Consider the following 17,381-nt stretch of genomic DNA (forward strand, 5'->3'; position numbering starts at 1 on the left):
CCCGGCGGTCTCTCCTTCCGCGCGGCGCATCACGTCAACGCTAGGCCAAGCGGCCGGTCGCCGCCTACCTAACCGAAAGTCTTAACCGCCGCCGCCCACGGCCCTAGCGCACCGTCCGGTCCGCCGCACACGCCGGGTCCATCAAGGGCGCGAACCGCGCATCGGCAAAGCTCTCGGCGCTCAACGCATCCAGCCGCTCGTAATTGGCGTCGATGAACTCGATGAACTCCGGCGCATTGGTCTGCGCCCCCGGCGACTGCGCCACCGCGTGCAGCATGAAGACGTCGAACCGGCACAGCCCCACCGGGTTCGACCCCAGGATCGCCCGCATGAACCCACGCGAGCTCCACGGCATCCGGCCCATGTTCACCGGGAATTCCTGCAATTTCGACACGAACCGCGCGTCTCGGTCGAATTTCAGCACGTCCATCCCGAAGGTGAAGGATTGGAACAGTTCCTCGACCAGGATCGAACGATAGAACTTCCGCTCCAAAGCGCCGGGCGTCGACGCCCCCGGCTGCTTGACCATGATATGCGTGACCTGGCCCAAATGGCCGAAGAACGTCTGCGCCATCGCCGGCGACATCGCCGCATAATCCCGCCCCCGGGGCAGGCCCAGCCCGAAGGCGCTGTTCATCCACGCCACGTCAGCCGACAGCGCCCGGTTCGGCGGCCGCCCGGAATACAGCCGCAACAGAACGACCCGCCCCGCACCACAGCCCTGCGCGGTCGCGCCCGCGAACCGCATCGGCAGCGGCTTGCCGTAGACCTCGCCAATCAGCCCCCGGAACGCGTTCAGCACCGCGCGCGTCTCGGTATGGGGCTTCTCGCCCACCACGCACAGCGCGGCACCCGCCATGTCGCGCCCGTTGATCCTGACCGGGATCGCCATGTCCCGCCCGATCATCGTGGTGCGCAGCTCGTAACTCCAGCCGCGCCGCGCCATGTCTAGGTAATCCTCGCGCTGGTCCGCCTGCACGGCCAGCCCGGCAAAGATCAGCATGAAAGCAAGTCGAACGACGCGCATGGCACCTCCCATGATCGCGCAACATAGACCGGTCACGGGGCCGTTTCCACAAATCCCGCCAGTCGCGCGACAGGGCACGGATTTTGACAACCCGCCGCTCAAGGCCTATCCCTTCTCCCTTGAAAAGGAGACAGCGATGCCAGACCATTCCAAAACCGGCACGATGATTCCGGCGAACACGTTCGCGCTGACAGTCGCGGCAGACGGGACTCGCGAAATCCTGATGCCCCACGGTGACCCCGAAGACGAGATGCCGCCCGCCGTCGCCGCCCTGACGGCGGTGTTCATCCGCATGGAAACCGACCCGCATTTCATCCGCGACCAGATCGCCTGGCTCGACGCGCGACCCAACGCCTGACCGCCCCGCCCCCAAAGGAGCCACGATGACCCAACTCAAGACCACCGCCGCCCAGATGGTCGCCGACGCCCGCGCCCGCATCGAGGAAGTCGAGACGAAAGACCTGATTGCACAGCTGGACGATCCCGACCTCGTCATCGTCGATATCCGCGACGTGCGGGAACGCCAGCGCAGCGGCTTCATTCCCGGCAGCGTCCACGCCCCGCGCGGGATGCTCGAATTCTGGGTAGATCCCGACAGCCCCTATCACCGCGATGTCTTCGCCCAACCGGACAAGCGCTACGTGCTGCACTGCGCCTCCGGCTGGCGCTCGGCACTGGCCACGGCCACGCTTCAGGACATGGGGTTTCAGGCCGCGCACCTGCGCGAAGGCTTCTCCACCTGGGCCGACCAGGGCGGCCCGGTCGAATTCCCCGAAGACAGAAAGGCCTGAGCTACCAGGGCCGCAGCACGATCTTCGGCGCGGCCACCTTGCCTGCCCGCAGATCGGCAAACGCCGCGGCACCCTCGTCCAGCCCCCGCGTCTCGAACCACTCCAGCCTCCCCAGCCGCCCGTCGAACAGCGCCTGCGCCGTGTCACGGAAATCCTGGTCCGTATAAGTATAGGTCCCGATGAACGTGATCTCCTGCAAGGTCATCCGCCGGACATCGAGACCGCCCATATCCTCGCCCAGCCCCGCATGCACGATCACCCCACCCGGCCTGACCCGCGCCGACGCCACCTTGCGCGTCGCGGCATAGCCGACGGCATCCACCACGATATCGAACAGGCCGTCGGCCTCGGCCACGACATGGTCCCTGCACACACCGGCCAGGAAATCCCGCCGCCCCGCGTTCGGCTCCACCACCGTCACGCCCGTCACCCCCATCGCCGTCAAGGCCAGCGCCGCGGCCAGCCCGATGGCCCCGCCGCCCACAACAAGGGCCCGGTCGGGGCCCGGAACAACCTGCAACGCCAGCCTGACCGCGTGCCAACTCACCGCCAAGGGCTCCGCCAGCGCGGCGCGGTCCAGCGGCACACCCTCCGGCACGGTGACAAGGTTGCGCTCCGGCATCGCCACGAACTGCGCGAACGCGCCTTCTCTCGGCGGCATCGAGATGATCTGCCGCGCCTCGCACAGGTTCTCGCGCCCCGCCATGCAGGCGGCGCAGTCCCCGCAGGTCACCAGCGGATTGATCGTGACCCGCCGCCCCTCGTCGGGCCCGTCCACGATCACCCCCGCCGCCTCGTGCCCCAGGATCAGCGGCGCGGGCCGCCGGTCGTCATGGCCCAAATAGGCATGCATGTCCGAGCCGCAGATCCCCACCGCCTCGATCCGTATCAGGTGCTCGCCCGCGCCGGCCACCGGCTCCGGCACCTCCCGAAACCCCAGCCGCTCGGGCGCGTCATAGATCAATGCCTTCATTTCGCAGTAAACCCCCCGTCCACCATCAGGACCTGTCCGGTGACATATGCACTTGCATCCGAGCACAGGAACAGGACCGGCCCGTCGATATCCTCCAGCCGCCCGTTGCGCCCGATACAGGTCTGCGCCGCGTTGCGTGCCGCCCGCGCCTCGTCGCCAAAGACGGCCTGCGTCAGCTCTGTCGGGAAAAATCCCGGCCCGATGGCATTCGCCGTGATCCCGTGGCCCGACCACGCCTCGGCCATCGCCCGCGTCAACTGCGCGATTCCACCCTTCGTCGCACCATAGGCGATGCCGCCGGGAAAAGCCCGCGTCGTTTGCAACGAGGCGAAATTCACGATCCGGCCCCAGCCCTTTTCCTTCATAGCCGGCACCAGGGCCTGGCTCAGGAAAAACGGCGCGCTCAGGTTCAGCGCCAGCGTCGCGTCCCAGCCTTCGGGCGTCACGTCATCTGCCGCTTCCCGCCTGTTCACCCCCGCCGCGTGCACCACGATATCCGGCGCCCCGAACGGCGCGGACACCTTCGCCACCAACTCGGACAAGGTCTCGCGCTCCGCCACGTCGCCCACGACATAGGCCGCATCACCGCCAACGCGTCCGGCCCACTCCGCCAAGGGCGCTTCTCGCCGCGCCACACCCACGACCTTCGCGCCAGCGGCGGCCAGCACGTCCGCCGCCCGTTGCCCCAGGCCCGAGCTGGCCCCGGTGACGCACGCCACCCGCCCGCTCAGATCGAACAGGCGGGCCGGGTCAGCCATCCGCGCTCAGGTCGAAATTCTCGCCGGGAAAATACTTGGCCAGCCGAGCATCCGCCGCGCGGGCGTGCCCTTCCATCCCTTCCAGCCGCGAAATTCGCGCCGTCGCCTGCGCCACGGGCTTCGAGCCTTCCCGCGTCGCGCGCTGCCACGTCACGATCTTCATGTACTTGTGCACGCTCAGGCCGCCGGTATACCGCGCCGCCCCCGAAGTGGGCAGCACGTGGTTCGTCCCCGCCGCCTTGTCGCCATAGCTGACCGTGGTTTCCTCGCCCAGGAACAGCGAGCCGTAACAGGTCAGCCGCCCCAGCCACCAATCCAGATCCTCGGCCTGCACCGTCAGGTGCTCGGGCGCGTACTCGTCCGAACAGGCCGCCATCTCCTCGCGGTCGGCGCAGACGATCACCTCGGCATAGTCGCGCCACGCCGCCGTGGCATTCTCGCAATTCACCGCCGGCAGATCGTCGATCAGCTTCGGCACCATGTCCATCACCGCCTCGGCCAGCGCCCGGTCATCGGTCACCAGCCACACCGGGCTGTTGTACCCATGCTCCGCCTGGCTGACCAAATCTGTCGCCACAATATGCGCATCGGCACTGCTGTCCGCCAATATCAAACTGTCCGTCGGCCCCGCGATCATGTCGATCCCCACGCGGCCGAAGAGTATTCGCTTGGCCTCGGCCACAAACTGGTTGCCCGGACCCACCAGGATATTCGCCGGCGGCAGGCCGAACAGGCCGAAGGTCATCGCCGCCACCCCCTGCACGCCGCCCATCGCCATGATCCGGTCCGCCCCGCAGATATGCGCGGCATAGATGATCGCCGGGGCCACGCCCACGCCGGGGCGCGGCGGGCTGCACGCGGTGATATGCTTGCACCCGGCGACCTTGGCCGTGGTCACCGTCATGATGGCGCTGGCGATATGGCTGTAGCGTCCGCCCGGCACATAGCAGCCGGCGGCATCCACCGGGATCGCCTTCTGCCCCACGAGCAGACCGGGCACCACCTCAAGCTCCACATCGGCGACCGTCGCCTTCTGCCGCTCGGCAAACCGCCGCACGTTGTCGTGCGAAAACCGGATATCGGCTTTCAACTTTTCCGGCACCAGCGCACAGGCCGCCTCGATCTCGGCCTCCGACAGCAGGATGCTGCCCTCGTACTGGTCGAACTTGCGTGCGTATTCCAGCGCGGCGGCGTCGCCGCCTTCCTCGATGGCGTCCAGGATGCCTTGCACCGTGGCATGCACATCCGACGCCCCCGAGCGCGAGGTCAGTTTCGCCTTCTTCAGATAGTCCCGCGCCATGCCCGGTGCCCCTCCTTCAAATAAGTTCTTCCAACTGCCGCGCCGCTTCTCGTAGGCGCGGCAGATACTCCACAAGATCCGGCAGGTTGCGCCGCTGGATCGGCGAATGCAGGGACAGCGTGGTCACCAGCCGGTTCTGGTCATCCCTTATCGGCACCGCCACGGCGGTCATGTCGTCCATGAACTCCTCGTTGTCGGTCGAGTAGTTCCGCTCGCGGATGCGCGCCAGTTCGGCCATCAGCGCGTCGGGGTCGGTCAGCGACCGCCCGGTCCGGCGCGGCATCTCCAGGTTCTGCAACAACCGCGCCAGCTTGTCGGTGCGCAGCGACGACAGGTACATCTTGCCGCTTGCGGTGCAGTTGAACGGCACCTGCGTGCCCACCGGCAACTGGATGCGCAGCGGCCAGTGCGTCTCGACCCGGTCCAGGTACACCATGCCATAGCGCCCGGGTGCCGCCAGGTTGCAGGTCTCGCCCACATCCTCGGCCAGGGCCTTCATGATCATCAGCCGCTCGGTGCGGATGCGCTGCGACGACAGCGTGTTGATCGACAGCGTCCGCAGCCTCTTGCCCGGCCCGAACGACCGCCCGTCCACGTCGCGCTGCAGGTAACCCTCCGCCTCGGCGGTGGCCAGCAGCCGATGCACCGTCGGCTTCGGCAGGCCCAGCGCCGTGACAAGCGTCGCCGGCGCCACCGGCACGCCCGCCTTCGCCACCTCTTCCAGCAACACCAGCAGGCGCAGGTTGGTGGGGATCAGGTATTTTCCGTCCTTGGACTGGTCGTCGGGCATGTCACGTCTTTCCTACCTGTTCGGCAACAGTGCCAAGGCCAGGTCGGGCACCAGCGAGACAAGAACCCACACGCTGATCAAGGCAATGAGATACGGCACAGTATACTTCAGCAGCCTGAAGTATGGCACCCCTGTCACCCCCGAGGCCACATAAAGGTTAAGACCATAGGGCGGCGTGATGAACCCGATCGAGGCGCCCACCAGGAAGATCACCGAGAAATGCACCGGATCGACGCCCACGCTGGCCGCAATCGGCGCAAGGATGGGCGCAAGGATGATCGTCACCGGCAGCGACTCCAGGATCATGCCGGAAAAGAACACGATCAGCATCGCGGTAAACAGCACCGGATAGTAGCCCCCCATCGAGGTCAGGAAATCGCCGATCACCTCCTGCGCGCCCAGCAGCGACAGGATCTGCTGCATCACCACCGAGATGGCGATAAGTGGCGCGAGTATCCCCGTGATCTGGGCCGAGCGCATGACGATGCCGGGGATCTCGGGGATGGTGAAGCCTTCGACCACCAGCATCGACAGGTACGATTTCTCGTTCCAAGGCTTCGTCCCGTCGAGGCGGAACATGCGGCTCACCACCCAGCTCAGCAGCCCCGCGATGATGCAGAACCCCACCGTCACGCCCGCCGCCTCGGTCGGGGAAAACTTGCCGGTATAGATGCCCCACAGCACCAGCCCGATGGCGAAAAAGCCCAGCCACGCGCCAAACGCGGTTTTCAGCACCCGGTTCAGTTGCAGCGGGATCAGGTAGCCCCAGCCGTTCATCCGGCAGATGATCCAGCAGGCGAACTGCATGCCGACCACCATCAGCGCCCCGGGCAGGATCCCCGCCACGAACAGGTCCGAGATCGGCAGGTTCATCAGGAACCCGTAGACGATGAAGATGATCGAGGGCGGGATGATGATCCCCACCGTGCCGCCCGCCGCCGCCGTGGCAGCTGAAAACCGCTCGTCATAGCCGCCCTTGACCATCTCGGGATGCAGCATCGAACCGATCGTGGCCGTGGTGGCCGAGTTCGAGCCGGAAATGGCAGCGAAAAGCCCGCACGCCCCAAGGCTCGCCATGGCCAGCCCGCCCCTCAGCCAGCCAAGGCAGGCATAGGCGAAATCGGACAATCGTCGCGCGATCCCCGACTTGTTGATCAAATCCCCCGTCAGGATGAAAAGCGGCATCGCCAACAGGGCAAACCCCTTGTTGAACACGTTCAGCAGTTCCGCGCCCAGGTTGTCCAGCGTCAGATCCAGCACGAAACTGCATCCGATCACCCAATAGGCGATCACTAGGAACACCGGCACGCCCAGCATGAACAGGAAGGTCACGCCCAGTGAAATCAGCGTAATGAGGGTCCCGTCGGTCATCACACATCCCCCCCGATCACGGCCTGCTTGATCAGTGGCCGCCCCGAGCGCCAATTGGAAATATCCTCGAACAGGTTCTGGAACGTCCGCGCCGCCATCAGCAGGAACGCGATCGGCGCGGTGATCAGGAACCACCATTGCAGCGTGTTGTCCGTGCCAAGCACGATCTGGAAATTCGACGCCGACAGTGCGGCCGCCCGCGCCGTTGTGACCATCACGATGACGGAGAAGACGAACCACAGCACCGCGTCCAGCATCAGGCAGGCGAACTGCCCAACGCGCGGCATCCGGCTGCGGAACTCCGCAAAGCTCAGATGGGTGCGCAGGGCCACGTTATACGTCGCCCCGAACCACGCCATGATCATGAACAACAAGGGCGGGATCGTCGTCGACCACGGCAGCTGGCTGGAAAAGACGAAACGGTCGATCACGCCCCAGAAGATGATCAGCGCCACCGCAAGGTAGGCCACCACCATGATCGTGCGCTCCAGGTGCCGCTCGACGAAGGGCAGCGCGCGGTACATCGCCGCCAGCGCCAGCCCGCCCACCAGCGCTACCACCGCGCCCAGGTACCATGCGGCATTCGATTGCAGCGATTCCCGGATCATCCAGGCGTCATTCGACGCGACAGCCGAAATAATCTCACCCACGTCGGTCATGATCGACATGGCATCCTCCCATTGTCGTTGCGCCGGCGTGCTCCGCCGGTCTCGGACTGGTTGCTACCGGCCCCCGTTTGAAGGGGCCGGCACCATCATGTCTATGAAAGCGTCAGCCTTTCCACCAGCGGCGCGGCTCGACATTCTCGGCCAGCGTCACGTCATGCTCGCGCACGGTGTCATAGATTTCCTGGTAGGTATCCAGACCGCCCGACCACTGGTTCAGCCGCTCGCGCCACTGTTCCCACAGCTGCGGCTGGAACTCGGGGCTGCACATTTCCTCGGCCTTCTTGATCTCCTCGTCCGGCAGCGCCGCGACCCGCACGTTGTTCTGTGCAAAGATCGTGTCGGGCCCTTGGTGCGGATGGCTGAAGCCCACCGTGTTGACCAGCGCGGCCTCGTTCGCCGCCTGCACGTAGGATTGTGCGTAGTACGCCGATTCCATCACCGCGTCCTGCAACGCGCCGTCCAGGCTGTCGAAGACGGACGCGCTCATCGCCGTGTGCTCGGTGCCGCAGAAGAACTTGAGGTCCACGCACTGGCTGACCACCGGCGACATGTTGGCATAGGCCACGGCCGACGCCCAGGTTTCCGCCCCGTCGATCAGGCCCTGCTTCAGACCGTCGAGCGTTTCCTCCCACGCGATCGGCACCGGGTTCAGGTTCAGCGCCTCCATGGCGATGCGCCCCAGTTGGGTGCCCGTCACACGGTTCTTGGTGCCGAACAGCTCCTCCAGCTTGGTCACCGTCGGCTTGTCCTCCCACGACAGGCCCAGCTGGATGCCGCGCAGCTCCGCATGGCTGAACAGGAACTTCAGCCCGTGGCGCTTCTCCAGCGGGTCGCGCAGGATTTCCACGCTCTTCGGATGGTACAGGAAATAATACTGATCCGCCCGGCTGCGGAACATGTAGGCATAGTCCAGCACGTTCAGATAAGGCGCACCCCCGGCCGAGTTCTGGGTCGAGGCCGCGTACATATCGGTGATGCCCTGCTGCGTTTTCTCCACGCAGGACAGCTGGTTGCAGATCTGGTTGTTCCCGATGAACTCGATCCGGATCTCCCCGTCCGTCCGGCTCTCCAGGTCGCGGGCAAAGTCCAGCACGCCCGCCCGTTCGATCAGCAGGTTCTGCGGATTGAACCCCGCCGCCCCCAGCTTCAGCGTGTGCTTCGCCTCCTTCGAGAATCGCTTCTCATAGGTCGATTCCGCCGCACGCGCCAGGTTCGCCGCCGTCATTGCACCACCAAAGGCCCCCGCCGCCATGAGCGTCGAACTCATGCCGTAAGTGCCTGCAATCTTGAAAAAATCCCGGCGCGAAACGCCCTTCACTCGATCATAAATTGCCATTTAATCCTCCCATTTTGACAACTTTTGAGACGTAACGTTTCAAAAAAGACTAGAATAGCTTTTCCGTTCTGCATAGACTTTTTTTAAGAAGCGGGAGGAAAACTGGTGGATACCGATTACGTGATCGTCGGCGCGGGCTCTGCGGGCTGCGTCGTGGCCAACCGGCTCAGCAAGGACCCAAAGGTGCGAGTCACCCTGCTCGAGGCGGGTCCGCCCGACCGCAATCCGTGGATCCACATCCCCGTCGGCTACTTCAAGACGATGCACAATCCCACCGTCGACTGGTGCTACAAGACCCAGCCCGACCCCGGCCTCAACGGTCGCGCCATCGACTGGCCGCGCGGCAAGGTGTTGGGCGGGTCGTCCTCGCTCAACGGGCTTCTCTACGTGCGCGGCCAGCCGCAGGATTACGACCGCTGGCGCCAGATGGGCAACGCGGGCTGGGGCTGGGACGACGTTCTGCCCCTCTTCAAACGGGCCGAGAACAACGAGCGCGGGGCCGACGCCTACCACGGCGACGCAGGGCCGCTCTCGGTCTCCAACATGCGCATCCAGCGCCCCATCTGCGACGCCTGGGTCGCCGCCGCCCAGACCGCCGGATATCCCTTCAACCCCGATTACAACGGCGAAGGTCAAGAGGGCGTGGGCTATTTCCAGCTCACCACCCGCAACGGCCGCCGGTGCAGCGCCGCCGTGGCCTACCTGCGGCCCATCCGCGACCGCAAGAACCTCAGGATCGTCACCAACGCCCAGGTCACCCGCGTGCTGATCGACGGCAAGCGCGTCACCGGCGTCGAATACCGCGACAAGGGCGGCCAGCTTCAGACCATCGGCGCCAACCGCGAGGTGATCCTCTCGGGCGGCGCCATCAACAGCCCGCAGATCCTCATGCTGTCGGGCCTCGGCGACCCCGACCACCTGAAGGAGAACGGCATCACTCCGCATCACGCCCTGCCCGGCGTGGGCCGCAACCTGCAGGACCACCTGCAAGCGCGCCTTGTCTTCAAATGCAACGAACCCACGCTGAACGACGAGGTCCGCAGCCTCGCCTCACAGGCCCGCATCGCGCTGAAATACGCCCTCTTCCGCGCGGGGCCGATGACCATGGCCGCCAGCCTCGCCACCGGCTTCCTGAAAACCCGTCCCGACGTGGACACCCCCGACATCCAGTTCCACGTCCAGCCCTGGTCCGCCGACAGCCCCGGCGAGGGCGTGCATCCCTTCTCGGCCTTCACCATGTCGGTCTGCCAGCTGCGCCCCGAGAGCCGCGGCGAGATCCGTCTCGATGGCCCCGACCCCAAGACCTATCCCAAAATCCACCCGCATTACCTGTCGACCGATCTCGACTGCCGCACCCTCACCGAGGGCGTCAAGATCGCACGTCGCATCGCCCGCCACGCGCCTTTGTCCACGAAGATTGCCGAAGAGTTCCGCCCCACCGCAGATCTGCCGATGGACAACGACGCGGCTACGCTCGACTGGGCGCGCAACCACTCCGTCTCGATCTATCACCCCACCGGCACCTGCAAGATGGGCGACGACCCGAACGCCGTGGTCGACGCCCGCCTGCGCGTGCATGGGCTCACGGGCCTGCGCGTGGCCGATTGCTCGATCATGCCCGAAATCGTCTCGGGCAACACCAACGCCCCGGCCATCATGATCGGCGAGAAATGCGCCGACCTCGTGCTGGAGGACGCCTGACCCGTAGGGTGGGTGACAACCCACCTTTGGTGGGTGAAAACCCACGCGCACCGCGACACGCATACCCCACGGGTGCCCAAAATCCCACGCCTGCCGAAAACCCTCGGCAGGCCGCGCGGGTTTGAAAGACGCTCCGTCCGGCCTATGCTATCACCCTGACATGGCAGAGAAGAAATCCCGACTGGACTACTGGCGCGAGACCCGTTTCCTCGGGATCGTCTCGGATATCGGCAGTTTCCTCTACTACACGATGCGCCGCTTCGTCAGCGACGGCCTGGGCCAGGCCGCCGGCGCGCTGACCTACTCCACCCTCCTGGCTCTCGTGCCGCTTCTCGTCATCGCCTTCGCGGTGCTCTCGGGCTTCCCCGCCTTCGACCCGGTCAAGATCCGGATGCAGGAAATGTTCTTCGGCATCCTCGTCCCCGAGGTCGGTTCGGACGTGCGCACCTACATCTCGGATTTCACCAGCAATGCCAGCGACCTGACCGTCGCCGGCATCATCGCGCTCCCGGTCACGGCGGTGCTGCTGTTGTCGACCATCGAGGCCACGCTGAACCAGGTCTGGCGCGTCTCCCGGCCCCGGCCGCTGGTGGTCCGCCTGCTGACCTTCTGGGCGGTGCTGACGATGGGCCCGCTGCTGATCGGGGCCAGCTTCACCCTGACCACCGACATGATGCGCCCGCTCCAGGACTGGGCGCGGGACGCGGGCTACATCCCCGCCGTGCAGCTGCGGGCCGACTGGCCGCGCAAGGTGCTGGCGCTGGTCAACACCACGATCGTCTTCACCCTGCTCTACTGCGTGGTGCCCGCGGTGCAGGTGCGCATCCGCAATGCCGTCATCGGCGGCGCCTTCGCCGCCGTGGCCTTCCAGGTGCTGCAATGGGGGTTCAACACCTTCGTCACCTCCTCCTCGACCTATTCCACCGTCTACGGCGCTGTCGCCATCTTTCCGATCTTCCTGCTCTGGGTCTACTCGTCCTGGACGGTGATCATCCTCGGCGCGCTGCTGGCCGCTTCCTTCCCCGACTGGTGGCGCCGGCGCGACGCGCTTTCGGGCGAGCAACTCAGCCCGGCCGAAACGCTCGAAGTGGCGGTGGCCCTTCTGGCCGCATTGGCGCGCAAGGCGCCCGAGGGCAAGTCCCTGCCCCCCGACGACCTGGCCGAGGCCGTGCCGGTCCTGGCCCGCGACTCCGTGCTCCAGTCCCTGCTCGACGCCAATTACATTGTCGAAACCGAGGACGCCAAGCTGTGCCTCGCCCGCGACCTGCACCGCGTCAGCGTGGCCGAACTGGCCCACGACATCGGCCTCAGCCTCGGCGGCGTCCGGGACCTCTCCGGCCGCCCCTCGCTGTCCCAGGTGATCGAGGCGACCGGCACCCTGCCCGACCTGCTGGCCCGCCTGCGCAAGGCCGAGGACGACATCCTCGACCAGCCCATCGCCTCGGTCATCGCCGGTCGCGACCCCGACACCGACAACACCTCCGGCGCAATCAAACTCTACTGACCTCCGCGTAGGGTGGGGTTCCACACCACCAAACCCCACCCGTCCCGGACCTGTTCCCGCGCCTACGCCTTGGGCCGCTTCACCTTCATCCGCTCCATGTCGTCCGTGATCGGAATGAACTCGTCCGTATCTCCCGGCGGCAGCCTGAACGGCCCGCCCTCCCAATCGGCGGCCTTCCACGCTTTCTTCGCCGCCTCGATCTTCTCGATGTCCGACGACACGAAATTCCACCAGATATACGTTGGCCCATTGAACGTCTCGCCGCCCAGCGCCATCACCCGCGCGCCTTGCGGCCCGGCCTTCACGCTCATCCGGTCTCCGGGGCGGAACACCATCATCCGCCCCGCCTCGAACACCTCGCCCGCGATCTCGACGCTGCCTTGCGTCACGTAGAGCCCCCGGTCCTCGTGATCGTCCGGCAAGGGAAAGCTCGCCCCCGGTGCCAGCACCGCATCGGCATAGAAGATCTCGGATTGCATCGTAACCGGGCTTTTCTCGCCCCAGCCCGTGCCCAGGATCAGCCGCACCTCCGCGCCGCCATCGTTCAGGAACGGCAGCGCCGCTTCCTTGTGGTGCTCGAAATCCGGCGCCATGTCCTCGCGGTCCTCGGGCAGCGCGATCCACGTCTGGATGCCAAAGAGGTTGTGCCGCGTGCCCCGCGTCTCTTCGCTGGTGCGCTCGGAATGCGTGACACCCTGCCCCGCCAGCATCCAGTTCACCTCGCCGGGATAGATCATCTGGTGCGTGCCCAGGCTGTCGCGATGCTCGAACTCGCCCTGGTACAGATACGTCACCGTCCCCAGCCCGATATGCGGATGCGGCCGCACGTCGATGCCGCCTTCGGTGATGAACTCCGCCGGCCCCATCTGGTCGAAAAAGATGAACGGGCCGACCATCTGCCGCTCGGGGCTGGGCAGCGCGCGGCGCACCTCGAAGCCCCCCAGGTCCCGCGCCCGCGGGATGATCAGCGTCTCTATGCCGTCCAGTCCCGCGGCATCGGGGCAATCGGGGTTCTGCGTCGGGTTCCAGCTCATCTCGCTCTCCTTGTCTCAGGTCAGATGGCGCGCCAGCGCCTGCACTTCCTCGGGCCGAATCTCGTGCCCGCCGTCATGGATCACCGTCTCGACATCCGCGCCCTGCGCCGCCAGCCACTCGATCAGCCGCGCACTCAGCGGCCACGGACAGATCGGATCCTGCCGCCCCGCCGTGACAAGCACATGTCGCCCGTCCAGTCCCTGCACATCCTCCGGCTCCCACGGGATCAGCGGATGCAGCAGACCCACCCGGTCGAACAGCTCCGGCCGCGCCATCATCACCGAGGCCAGTATATTCGCCCCGTTGGAATAGCCGAAGCCATAAGTTTCGACGCCCGGATGCGCCTCTTTGTGCGCCTCGACGAAGCGCACCATCGCCTGCGTGCGCCGCGCAAGGTCGTCCATGTCATAGACCCCCTCGCCCGTGCGCCGGAAAAACCGCGCCGCGCCATGTTCCGACACGTCCCCCCGGGGCGAGACAATGCCCGCCCCCGGGTTGACCTGCCGCACAAGGTCGAAGAACTGCGTCTCGTCCCCGCCCGTGCCGTGAAAGGCAAAGACCAGCGGCGCGCCCGCATCAGGCGCCCGCGTCCTTGCATGGTACAGATCCAGCGCCATCGCCTCACTCCACCAGCTTCGGCAGATGCGCCTCGATCTTGGCGCGGTGCGGCTCGTAGCGGTCCGGCAGCTTCAGCGCCGAGCCAAGGTTCGCCGTATCCTCGTCCCGATCGAACCCGGGCTCGTTGGTGGCCACCTCGAACAACACACCGCCCGGCGTGCGGAAATAGATCGACCAGAAATAGTCGCGGTCGATCACCGGCGTCACGTCGTACCCTGTGTCCACCAGCCGCTTGCGCACGTCCAGCTGCGTCGCCCGGTCCTCGACCGAGAACGCGATGTGATGCACCGATCCAGCGCCCTGGTTGGCCGCCTTGGCGCTCGGCGCTTCCTGCAAGTCGATCGTGTCGGCGGCATTGCCGCCCTCGACCACGTAGCGTGTCAGGTCGCCTTGGGTGTCCATCTTCTGATACCCCATGAAGCGCAACAACTCTCCCGTCGCATCCGCATCCCGCAGCGCAAAGCGCGCCCCGTGAAAACCCAGGATCGCGGCAGTTTCCGGCACGTCCGCGCCGGTCCAGGGCGTGCGCCCGCGCACATCCGTCTCCACCAGCGCAAAGCCGTCGCCATCCGGCCCGTCAAAGCTTAGCCGCTTCTCGCCGAAGGCTTCGTCCTCAACCAGCCCGGTCACACCCGCCGCGGCCAGCCGGTCTTTCCAATAGCCCAGCGCGCCATGCGGCACGGCAAACTCGGTCACGCCCACTTCGCCCACGCCCCGCGTGCCGCGCGGCATCTGGCCGAAGGGAAAGGTCGTCATCACCGCCCCCGGCGTGCCCAACTCGTCGCCGAAATAAAGGTGATACACCTCCGGCGCGTCGAAATTCACCGTGATCTTCACCCGGCGCAATCCCAGCACCTTGGTAAAGAAGGCGTTGTTGTCATTCGCATCGCCCGCCATCGACGTCACGTGATGCAGGCCCTTGATCTCGGTAATCATCCTGTCGCCCTTTCGGTTGAGGAACTGTCACCGTGCAATCTGGGACAAAGGCCGCCACAGGGGAATAGCAACAAACTTGCATAGACTATTGCGCATGGTGCAATAATAACGTCGTGCAGGATATCAAACCCATCCGCGTCTTCCTCGAAGTGGCCGAGCGCCGCAGCTTCGCCGCCGCTGCCCGCGCGCTCGACATGACCCCCTCCAGCGTCACGCGCATCGTGGCGCGGCTGGAAAACAGCCTTGGCCAACAGCTCCTGTTGCGCACCACCCGCAAGGTCTCGCTCACCGATGCCGGCGCCGTGGTGGCGGCCCGCTACCGCCCCCTTTTAGCCGAGCTGGACGCCACCACCGAAGCGCTGATGCACGCCGCCCATCCCGACGCCGGTCGCCTGCGGCTCAACGCGCCCATGTCGCTGGGCCTGCGCCTGATGCCGGGTCTGATCGCCGCGTTCCGCGACACCTACCCCCGGGTCGACCTCAGCGTCACGCTGACCGACCGTTTCGTGGATATCATCGAAGACCCCTATGACCTTTCGATCCGCATCTCCGGCCCGCCCTCGGACAAATCCACCATCTGGCGCAAGATCTGCGAGGTGCCGCGCCACGCCGTCGCCGCCCCCTGCCTTTTCGCCGACACACCCGCACCCACCGATCCCGCCGACCTGCCCCGCGACCTTTGCCTGTCCTACAGCGCCACCGGCTCGCCCGAGACCTGGGAGTTCACCCGCGACGGGGCCAACCGCTCCGTCCAGGCGGGCAGCCGCCTCATCACCAACAACGGCGACCTGCTCTGCCAGGTGGCCCGCCTGGGCCAGGGCATCACCGTGCTGCCCGACTTCCTCGTGGCCGACGATCTGGCGGCGGGCGAGGTCACGGTCCTCTTGCCCGACTGGCAGGTCAGCCCGCTCTGGCTCACGCTCTTTTACCCGCCCTACGAGGCGTTTCCCCCGCTGGTGGCCACCTTCACCACCTTCTTCGAGGACTATATCCGCCGCACCGCACCTGTCTTCTTCCGTTTCGCCTGACAAGGCCCTGCACAAAAATCCAGCAGTTCCGGCCCCTTAGCCAAGCCCGCCTTCCCCCCGGCAACTGTCTATCTTGCCAGCCCCGCGTCCGCCTGCTTCTATGAAACGCCGGAGGTGAACATGTCATCAGACCCTTTCTTCGACGAAATGTGGGGCACGTCGCAATCCCTGCGCGACCCCTATGCCACATTCCACCAATGGTTCGACGCCGAGGACCCCGCCCGCCTGCGCGCCAAACAGCGCGAATGCGAGGATCTCTTCCGCCTCACCGGCATCACCTTCAACGTCTATGGCCGGGCCGAGGCCGAGGAGCGGCTGATCCCCTTCGACATCATCCCGCGCATCCTTTCAGGCAACGAATGGTACAAGCTGTCGCGCGGCATCGAACAGCGCGTGCGCGCGATCAACGCCTTCCTGCACGACATCTATCACAAGCAGGAAATCGTGAAGGCCGGGCGCCTTCCCGCCGAGATGATCGCCCGCAACGAGGCCTTCCTGCCCCACATGATCGGGGTCGAACCGCCGGGCGGCGTCTACACCCATATCGTCGGCATCGACGTGGTCCGCACCGGCCCCGGCGAATTCTTCGTGCTCGAGGACAACGCCCGCACCCCCTCGGGCGTCAGCTACATGCTGGAAAACCGCGAAACCATGCTTCAGATGTTCCCCGAGCTTTTCTCGCGCAACCGCGTGCAGCCGGTCCAGAACTATCCCACCAACCTGCGCCGGTCGCTCGCCGCCTGCGCGCCCGCCATCACCAAGGACGCGCCCGTGGTGGCCGTGCTGACCCCCGGCATCTACAATTCCGCCTATTTCGAACATGCTTTCCTCGCCGATCAGATGGGCGTCGAACTGGTCGAGGGGAACGATCTGCGCGTGGTCGATGGCCGCGTGGCGATGCGCACCACACGCGGCTACACGCCCATCGACGTGCTCTACCGCCGCGTCGACGACGATTTCCTCGACCCCCTCAATTTCAACCCCGACAGCCAGCTTGGCGTCGCGGGCATCATGGATGTCTACCGCGCCGGCGGCATCACCATCGCCAACGCGCCGGGCACCGGCATCGCCGACGACAAGGCGATCTACTCCTACATGCCCGATATCGTCGAGTTCTACACCGGCGAGCAGCCGCTTCTGCCCAACGTGCCCACCTGGCGCTGTTCGGATGCCGACGACCTGGCCTATGTCCGCGAACACCTCGCCGAACTGGTGGTGAAAGAGGTGCACGGCTCCGGCGGCTACGGCATGCTCGTGGGCCCCGCCGCGTCGAAAAAGGAAATCGCCGACTTCGCGAAAAAGCTCGACGCCAAGCCCTCGAACTACATCGCCCAGCCCACGCTCAGCCTCTCGACCGTGCCCACCTTCACCGCCAAGGGCCTCAGCCCCCGGCATGTCGACCTGCGCCCCTTCGTGTTGGTCAATCCCGACGGCATCCAGATCACCCCCGGCGGGCTGACGCGTGTGGCGCTCAAGAAAGGCTCGCTGGTGGTGAACTCGTCGCAGGGCGGCGGCACCAAGGACACCTGGGTGCTGGAGGACTGA

Annotated in this window: 17 protein-coding genes; 6 read left to right on the plus strand and 11 right to left on the minus strand. The window is 65.9% G+C overall.

What is annotated here, in order from left to right:
* Nucleotides 1–103: 103 nt before the first annotated feature.
* Nucleotides 104–1,027: a hypothetical protein gene (locus ACQY4V_RS11250; RefSeq protein ID WP_428511703.1), complete on the minus strand. Its 924-nt coding sequence runs from the start codon at nucleotides 1,025–1,027 to the stop codon at nucleotides 104–106.
* A 136-nt stretch (nucleotides 1,028–1,163) separates the two neighbouring features.
* On the opposite strand from ACQY4V_RS11250, the gene ACQY4V_RS11255 reads away from it, so the two are divergent.
* Both ACQY4V_RS11255 and ACQY4V_RS11260 read left to right on the plus strand, forming a co-directional pair.
* Nucleotides 1,164–1,385, plus strand: coding sequence for a hypothetical protein (locus ACQY4V_RS11255; protein WP_428511705.1), 222 nt, complete (start codon nucleotides 1,164–1,166; stop codon nucleotides 1,383–1,385).
* A gap of 25 nt (nucleotides 1,386–1,410) precedes the next feature.
* Nucleotides 1,411–1,818 carry a rhodanese-like domain-containing protein gene (locus ACQY4V_RS11260; RefSeq protein ID WP_428511707.1) on the plus strand — a complete coding sequence of 136 codons (408 nt, stop codon included), beginning with the start codon at nucleotides 1,411–1,413 and terminating at the stop codon, nucleotides 1,816–1,818.
* A 1-nt stretch (nucleotide 1,819) separates the two neighbouring features.
* Here ACQY4V_RS11260 and ACQY4V_RS11265 read toward each other — a convergent pair whose 3' ends face one another.
* From ACQY4V_RS11265 to ACQY4V_RS11295, 7 genes are all read right to left on the minus strand, one after another.
* Nucleotides 1,820–2,791: an alcohol dehydrogenase catalytic domain-containing protein gene (locus ACQY4V_RS11265; protein ID WP_428511709.1), complete on the minus strand. Its 972-nt coding sequence runs from the start codon at nucleotides 2,789–2,791 to the stop codon at nucleotides 1,820–1,822.
* Nucleotides 2,788–3,549, minus strand: coding sequence for an SDR family NAD(P)-dependent oxidoreductase (locus tag ACQY4V_RS11270; protein WP_428511711.1), 762 nt, complete (start codon nucleotides 3,547–3,549; stop codon nucleotides 2,788–2,790). Before ACQY4V_RS11270 ends, ACQY4V_RS11265 begins: the two co-directional genes overlap by 4 nt.
* A complete protein-coding gene (gene hisD, locus ACQY4V_RS11275) occupies nucleotides 3,542–4,849 on the minus strand; it encodes a histidinol dehydrogenase (RefSeq protein ID WP_428511713.1) in 1,308 nt (435 codons plus the stop codon). Before hisD ends, ACQY4V_RS11270 begins: the two co-directional genes overlap by 8 nt.
* A gap of 16 nt (nucleotides 4,850–4,865) precedes the next feature.
* Nucleotides 4,866–5,639, minus strand: coding sequence for an IclR family transcriptional regulator (locus tag ACQY4V_RS11280; protein ID WP_428511715.1), 774 nt, complete (start codon nucleotides 5,637–5,639; stop codon nucleotides 4,866–4,868).
* Nucleotides 5,640–5,651: 12 nt separating this feature from the next.
* Entirely contained in the window at nucleotides 5,652–7,010 is a 1,359-nt protein-coding gene (locus ACQY4V_RS11285) for a TRAP transporter large permease (protein WP_428511717.1), read from the minus strand.
* The gene (locus tag ACQY4V_RS11290) at nucleotides 7,010–7,678 is read right to left on the minus strand and encodes a TRAP transporter small permease (RefSeq protein WP_428511719.1); all 669 of its coding nucleotides are present in this window, start codon (nucleotides 7,676–7,678) and stop codon (nucleotides 7,010–7,012) included. Before ACQY4V_RS11290 ends, ACQY4V_RS11285 begins: the two co-directional genes overlap by 1 nt.
* 103 nt (nucleotides 7,679–7,781) lie before the next feature.
* The gene (locus ACQY4V_RS11295) at nucleotides 7,782–9,014 is read right to left on the minus strand and encodes a TRAP transporter substrate-binding protein (protein WP_428511721.1); all 1,233 of its coding nucleotides are present in this window, start codon (nucleotides 9,012–9,014) and stop codon (nucleotides 7,782–7,784) included.
* Nucleotides 9,015–9,119: 105 nt separating this feature from the next.
* On the opposite strand from ACQY4V_RS11295, the gene ACQY4V_RS11300 reads away from it, so the two are divergent.
* Nucleotides 9,120–10,715 (plus strand): GMC family oxidoreductase, encoded by a 1,596-nt coding sequence (locus ACQY4V_RS11300; RefSeq protein WP_428511723.1) that lies wholly within the window; start codon nucleotides 9,120–9,122, stop codon nucleotides 10,713–10,715.
* A gap of 160 nt (nucleotides 10,716–10,875) precedes the next feature.
* The gene (locus tag ACQY4V_RS11305; RefSeq protein WP_428511725.1) at nucleotides 10,876–12,219 is read left to right on the plus strand and encodes a YihY family inner membrane protein; all 1,344 of its coding nucleotides are present in this window, start codon (nucleotides 10,876–10,878) and stop codon (nucleotides 12,217–12,219) included.
* Nucleotides 12,220–12,281: 62 nt separating this feature from the next.
* Here ACQY4V_RS11305 and ACQY4V_RS11310 read toward each other — a convergent pair whose 3' ends face one another.
* The 3 genes from ACQY4V_RS11310 to ACQY4V_RS11320 are packed head-to-tail and all read right to left on the minus strand — an operon-like array spanning nucleotide 12,282 to nucleotide 14,808.
* Nucleotides 12,282–13,253, minus strand: a complete 972-nt coding sequence (locus ACQY4V_RS11310; RefSeq protein WP_428511727.1) for a pirin family protein — start codon at nucleotides 13,251–13,253, stop codon at nucleotides 12,282–12,284.
* 15 nt (nucleotides 13,254–13,268) lie between these two features.
* Complete coding sequence (locus ACQY4V_RS11315; protein ID WP_428511729.1) at nucleotides 13,269–13,871, minus strand: alpha/beta hydrolase; 603 nt, start codon at nucleotides 13,869–13,871, stop codon at nucleotides 13,269–13,271.
* Nucleotides 13,872–13,875: 4 nt separating this feature from the next.
* Nucleotides 13,876–14,808 carry a ring-cleaving dioxygenase gene (locus ACQY4V_RS11320; protein ID WP_428511731.1) on the minus strand — a complete coding sequence of 311 codons (933 nt, stop codon included), beginning with the start codon at nucleotides 14,806–14,808 and terminating at the stop codon, nucleotides 13,876–13,878.
* 113 nt (nucleotides 14,809–14,921) lie between these two features.
* Between ACQY4V_RS11320 and ACQY4V_RS11325 the strand changes: the two genes are divergently transcribed.
* Together ACQY4V_RS11325 and ACQY4V_RS11330 are read left to right on the plus strand one after the other, a co-directional pair.
* Nucleotides 14,922–15,836: a LysR substrate-binding domain-containing protein gene (locus ACQY4V_RS11325; RefSeq protein ID WP_428511733.1), complete on the plus strand. Its 915-nt coding sequence runs from the start codon at nucleotides 14,922–14,924 to the stop codon at nucleotides 15,834–15,836.
* 120 nt (nucleotides 15,837–15,956) lie between these two features.
* The gene (locus ACQY4V_RS11330; RefSeq protein WP_428511735.1) at nucleotides 15,957–17,381 is read left to right on the plus strand and encodes a circularly permuted type 2 ATP-grasp protein; all 1,425 of its coding nucleotides are present in this window, start codon (nucleotides 15,957–15,959) and stop codon (nucleotides 17,379–17,381) included.

The sequence above is a fragment of the Roseovarius sp. genome, from assembly GCF_965277045.1.
GTDB lineage: Bacteria > Pseudomonadota > Alphaproteobacteria > Rhodobacterales > Rhodobacteraceae > Roseovarius.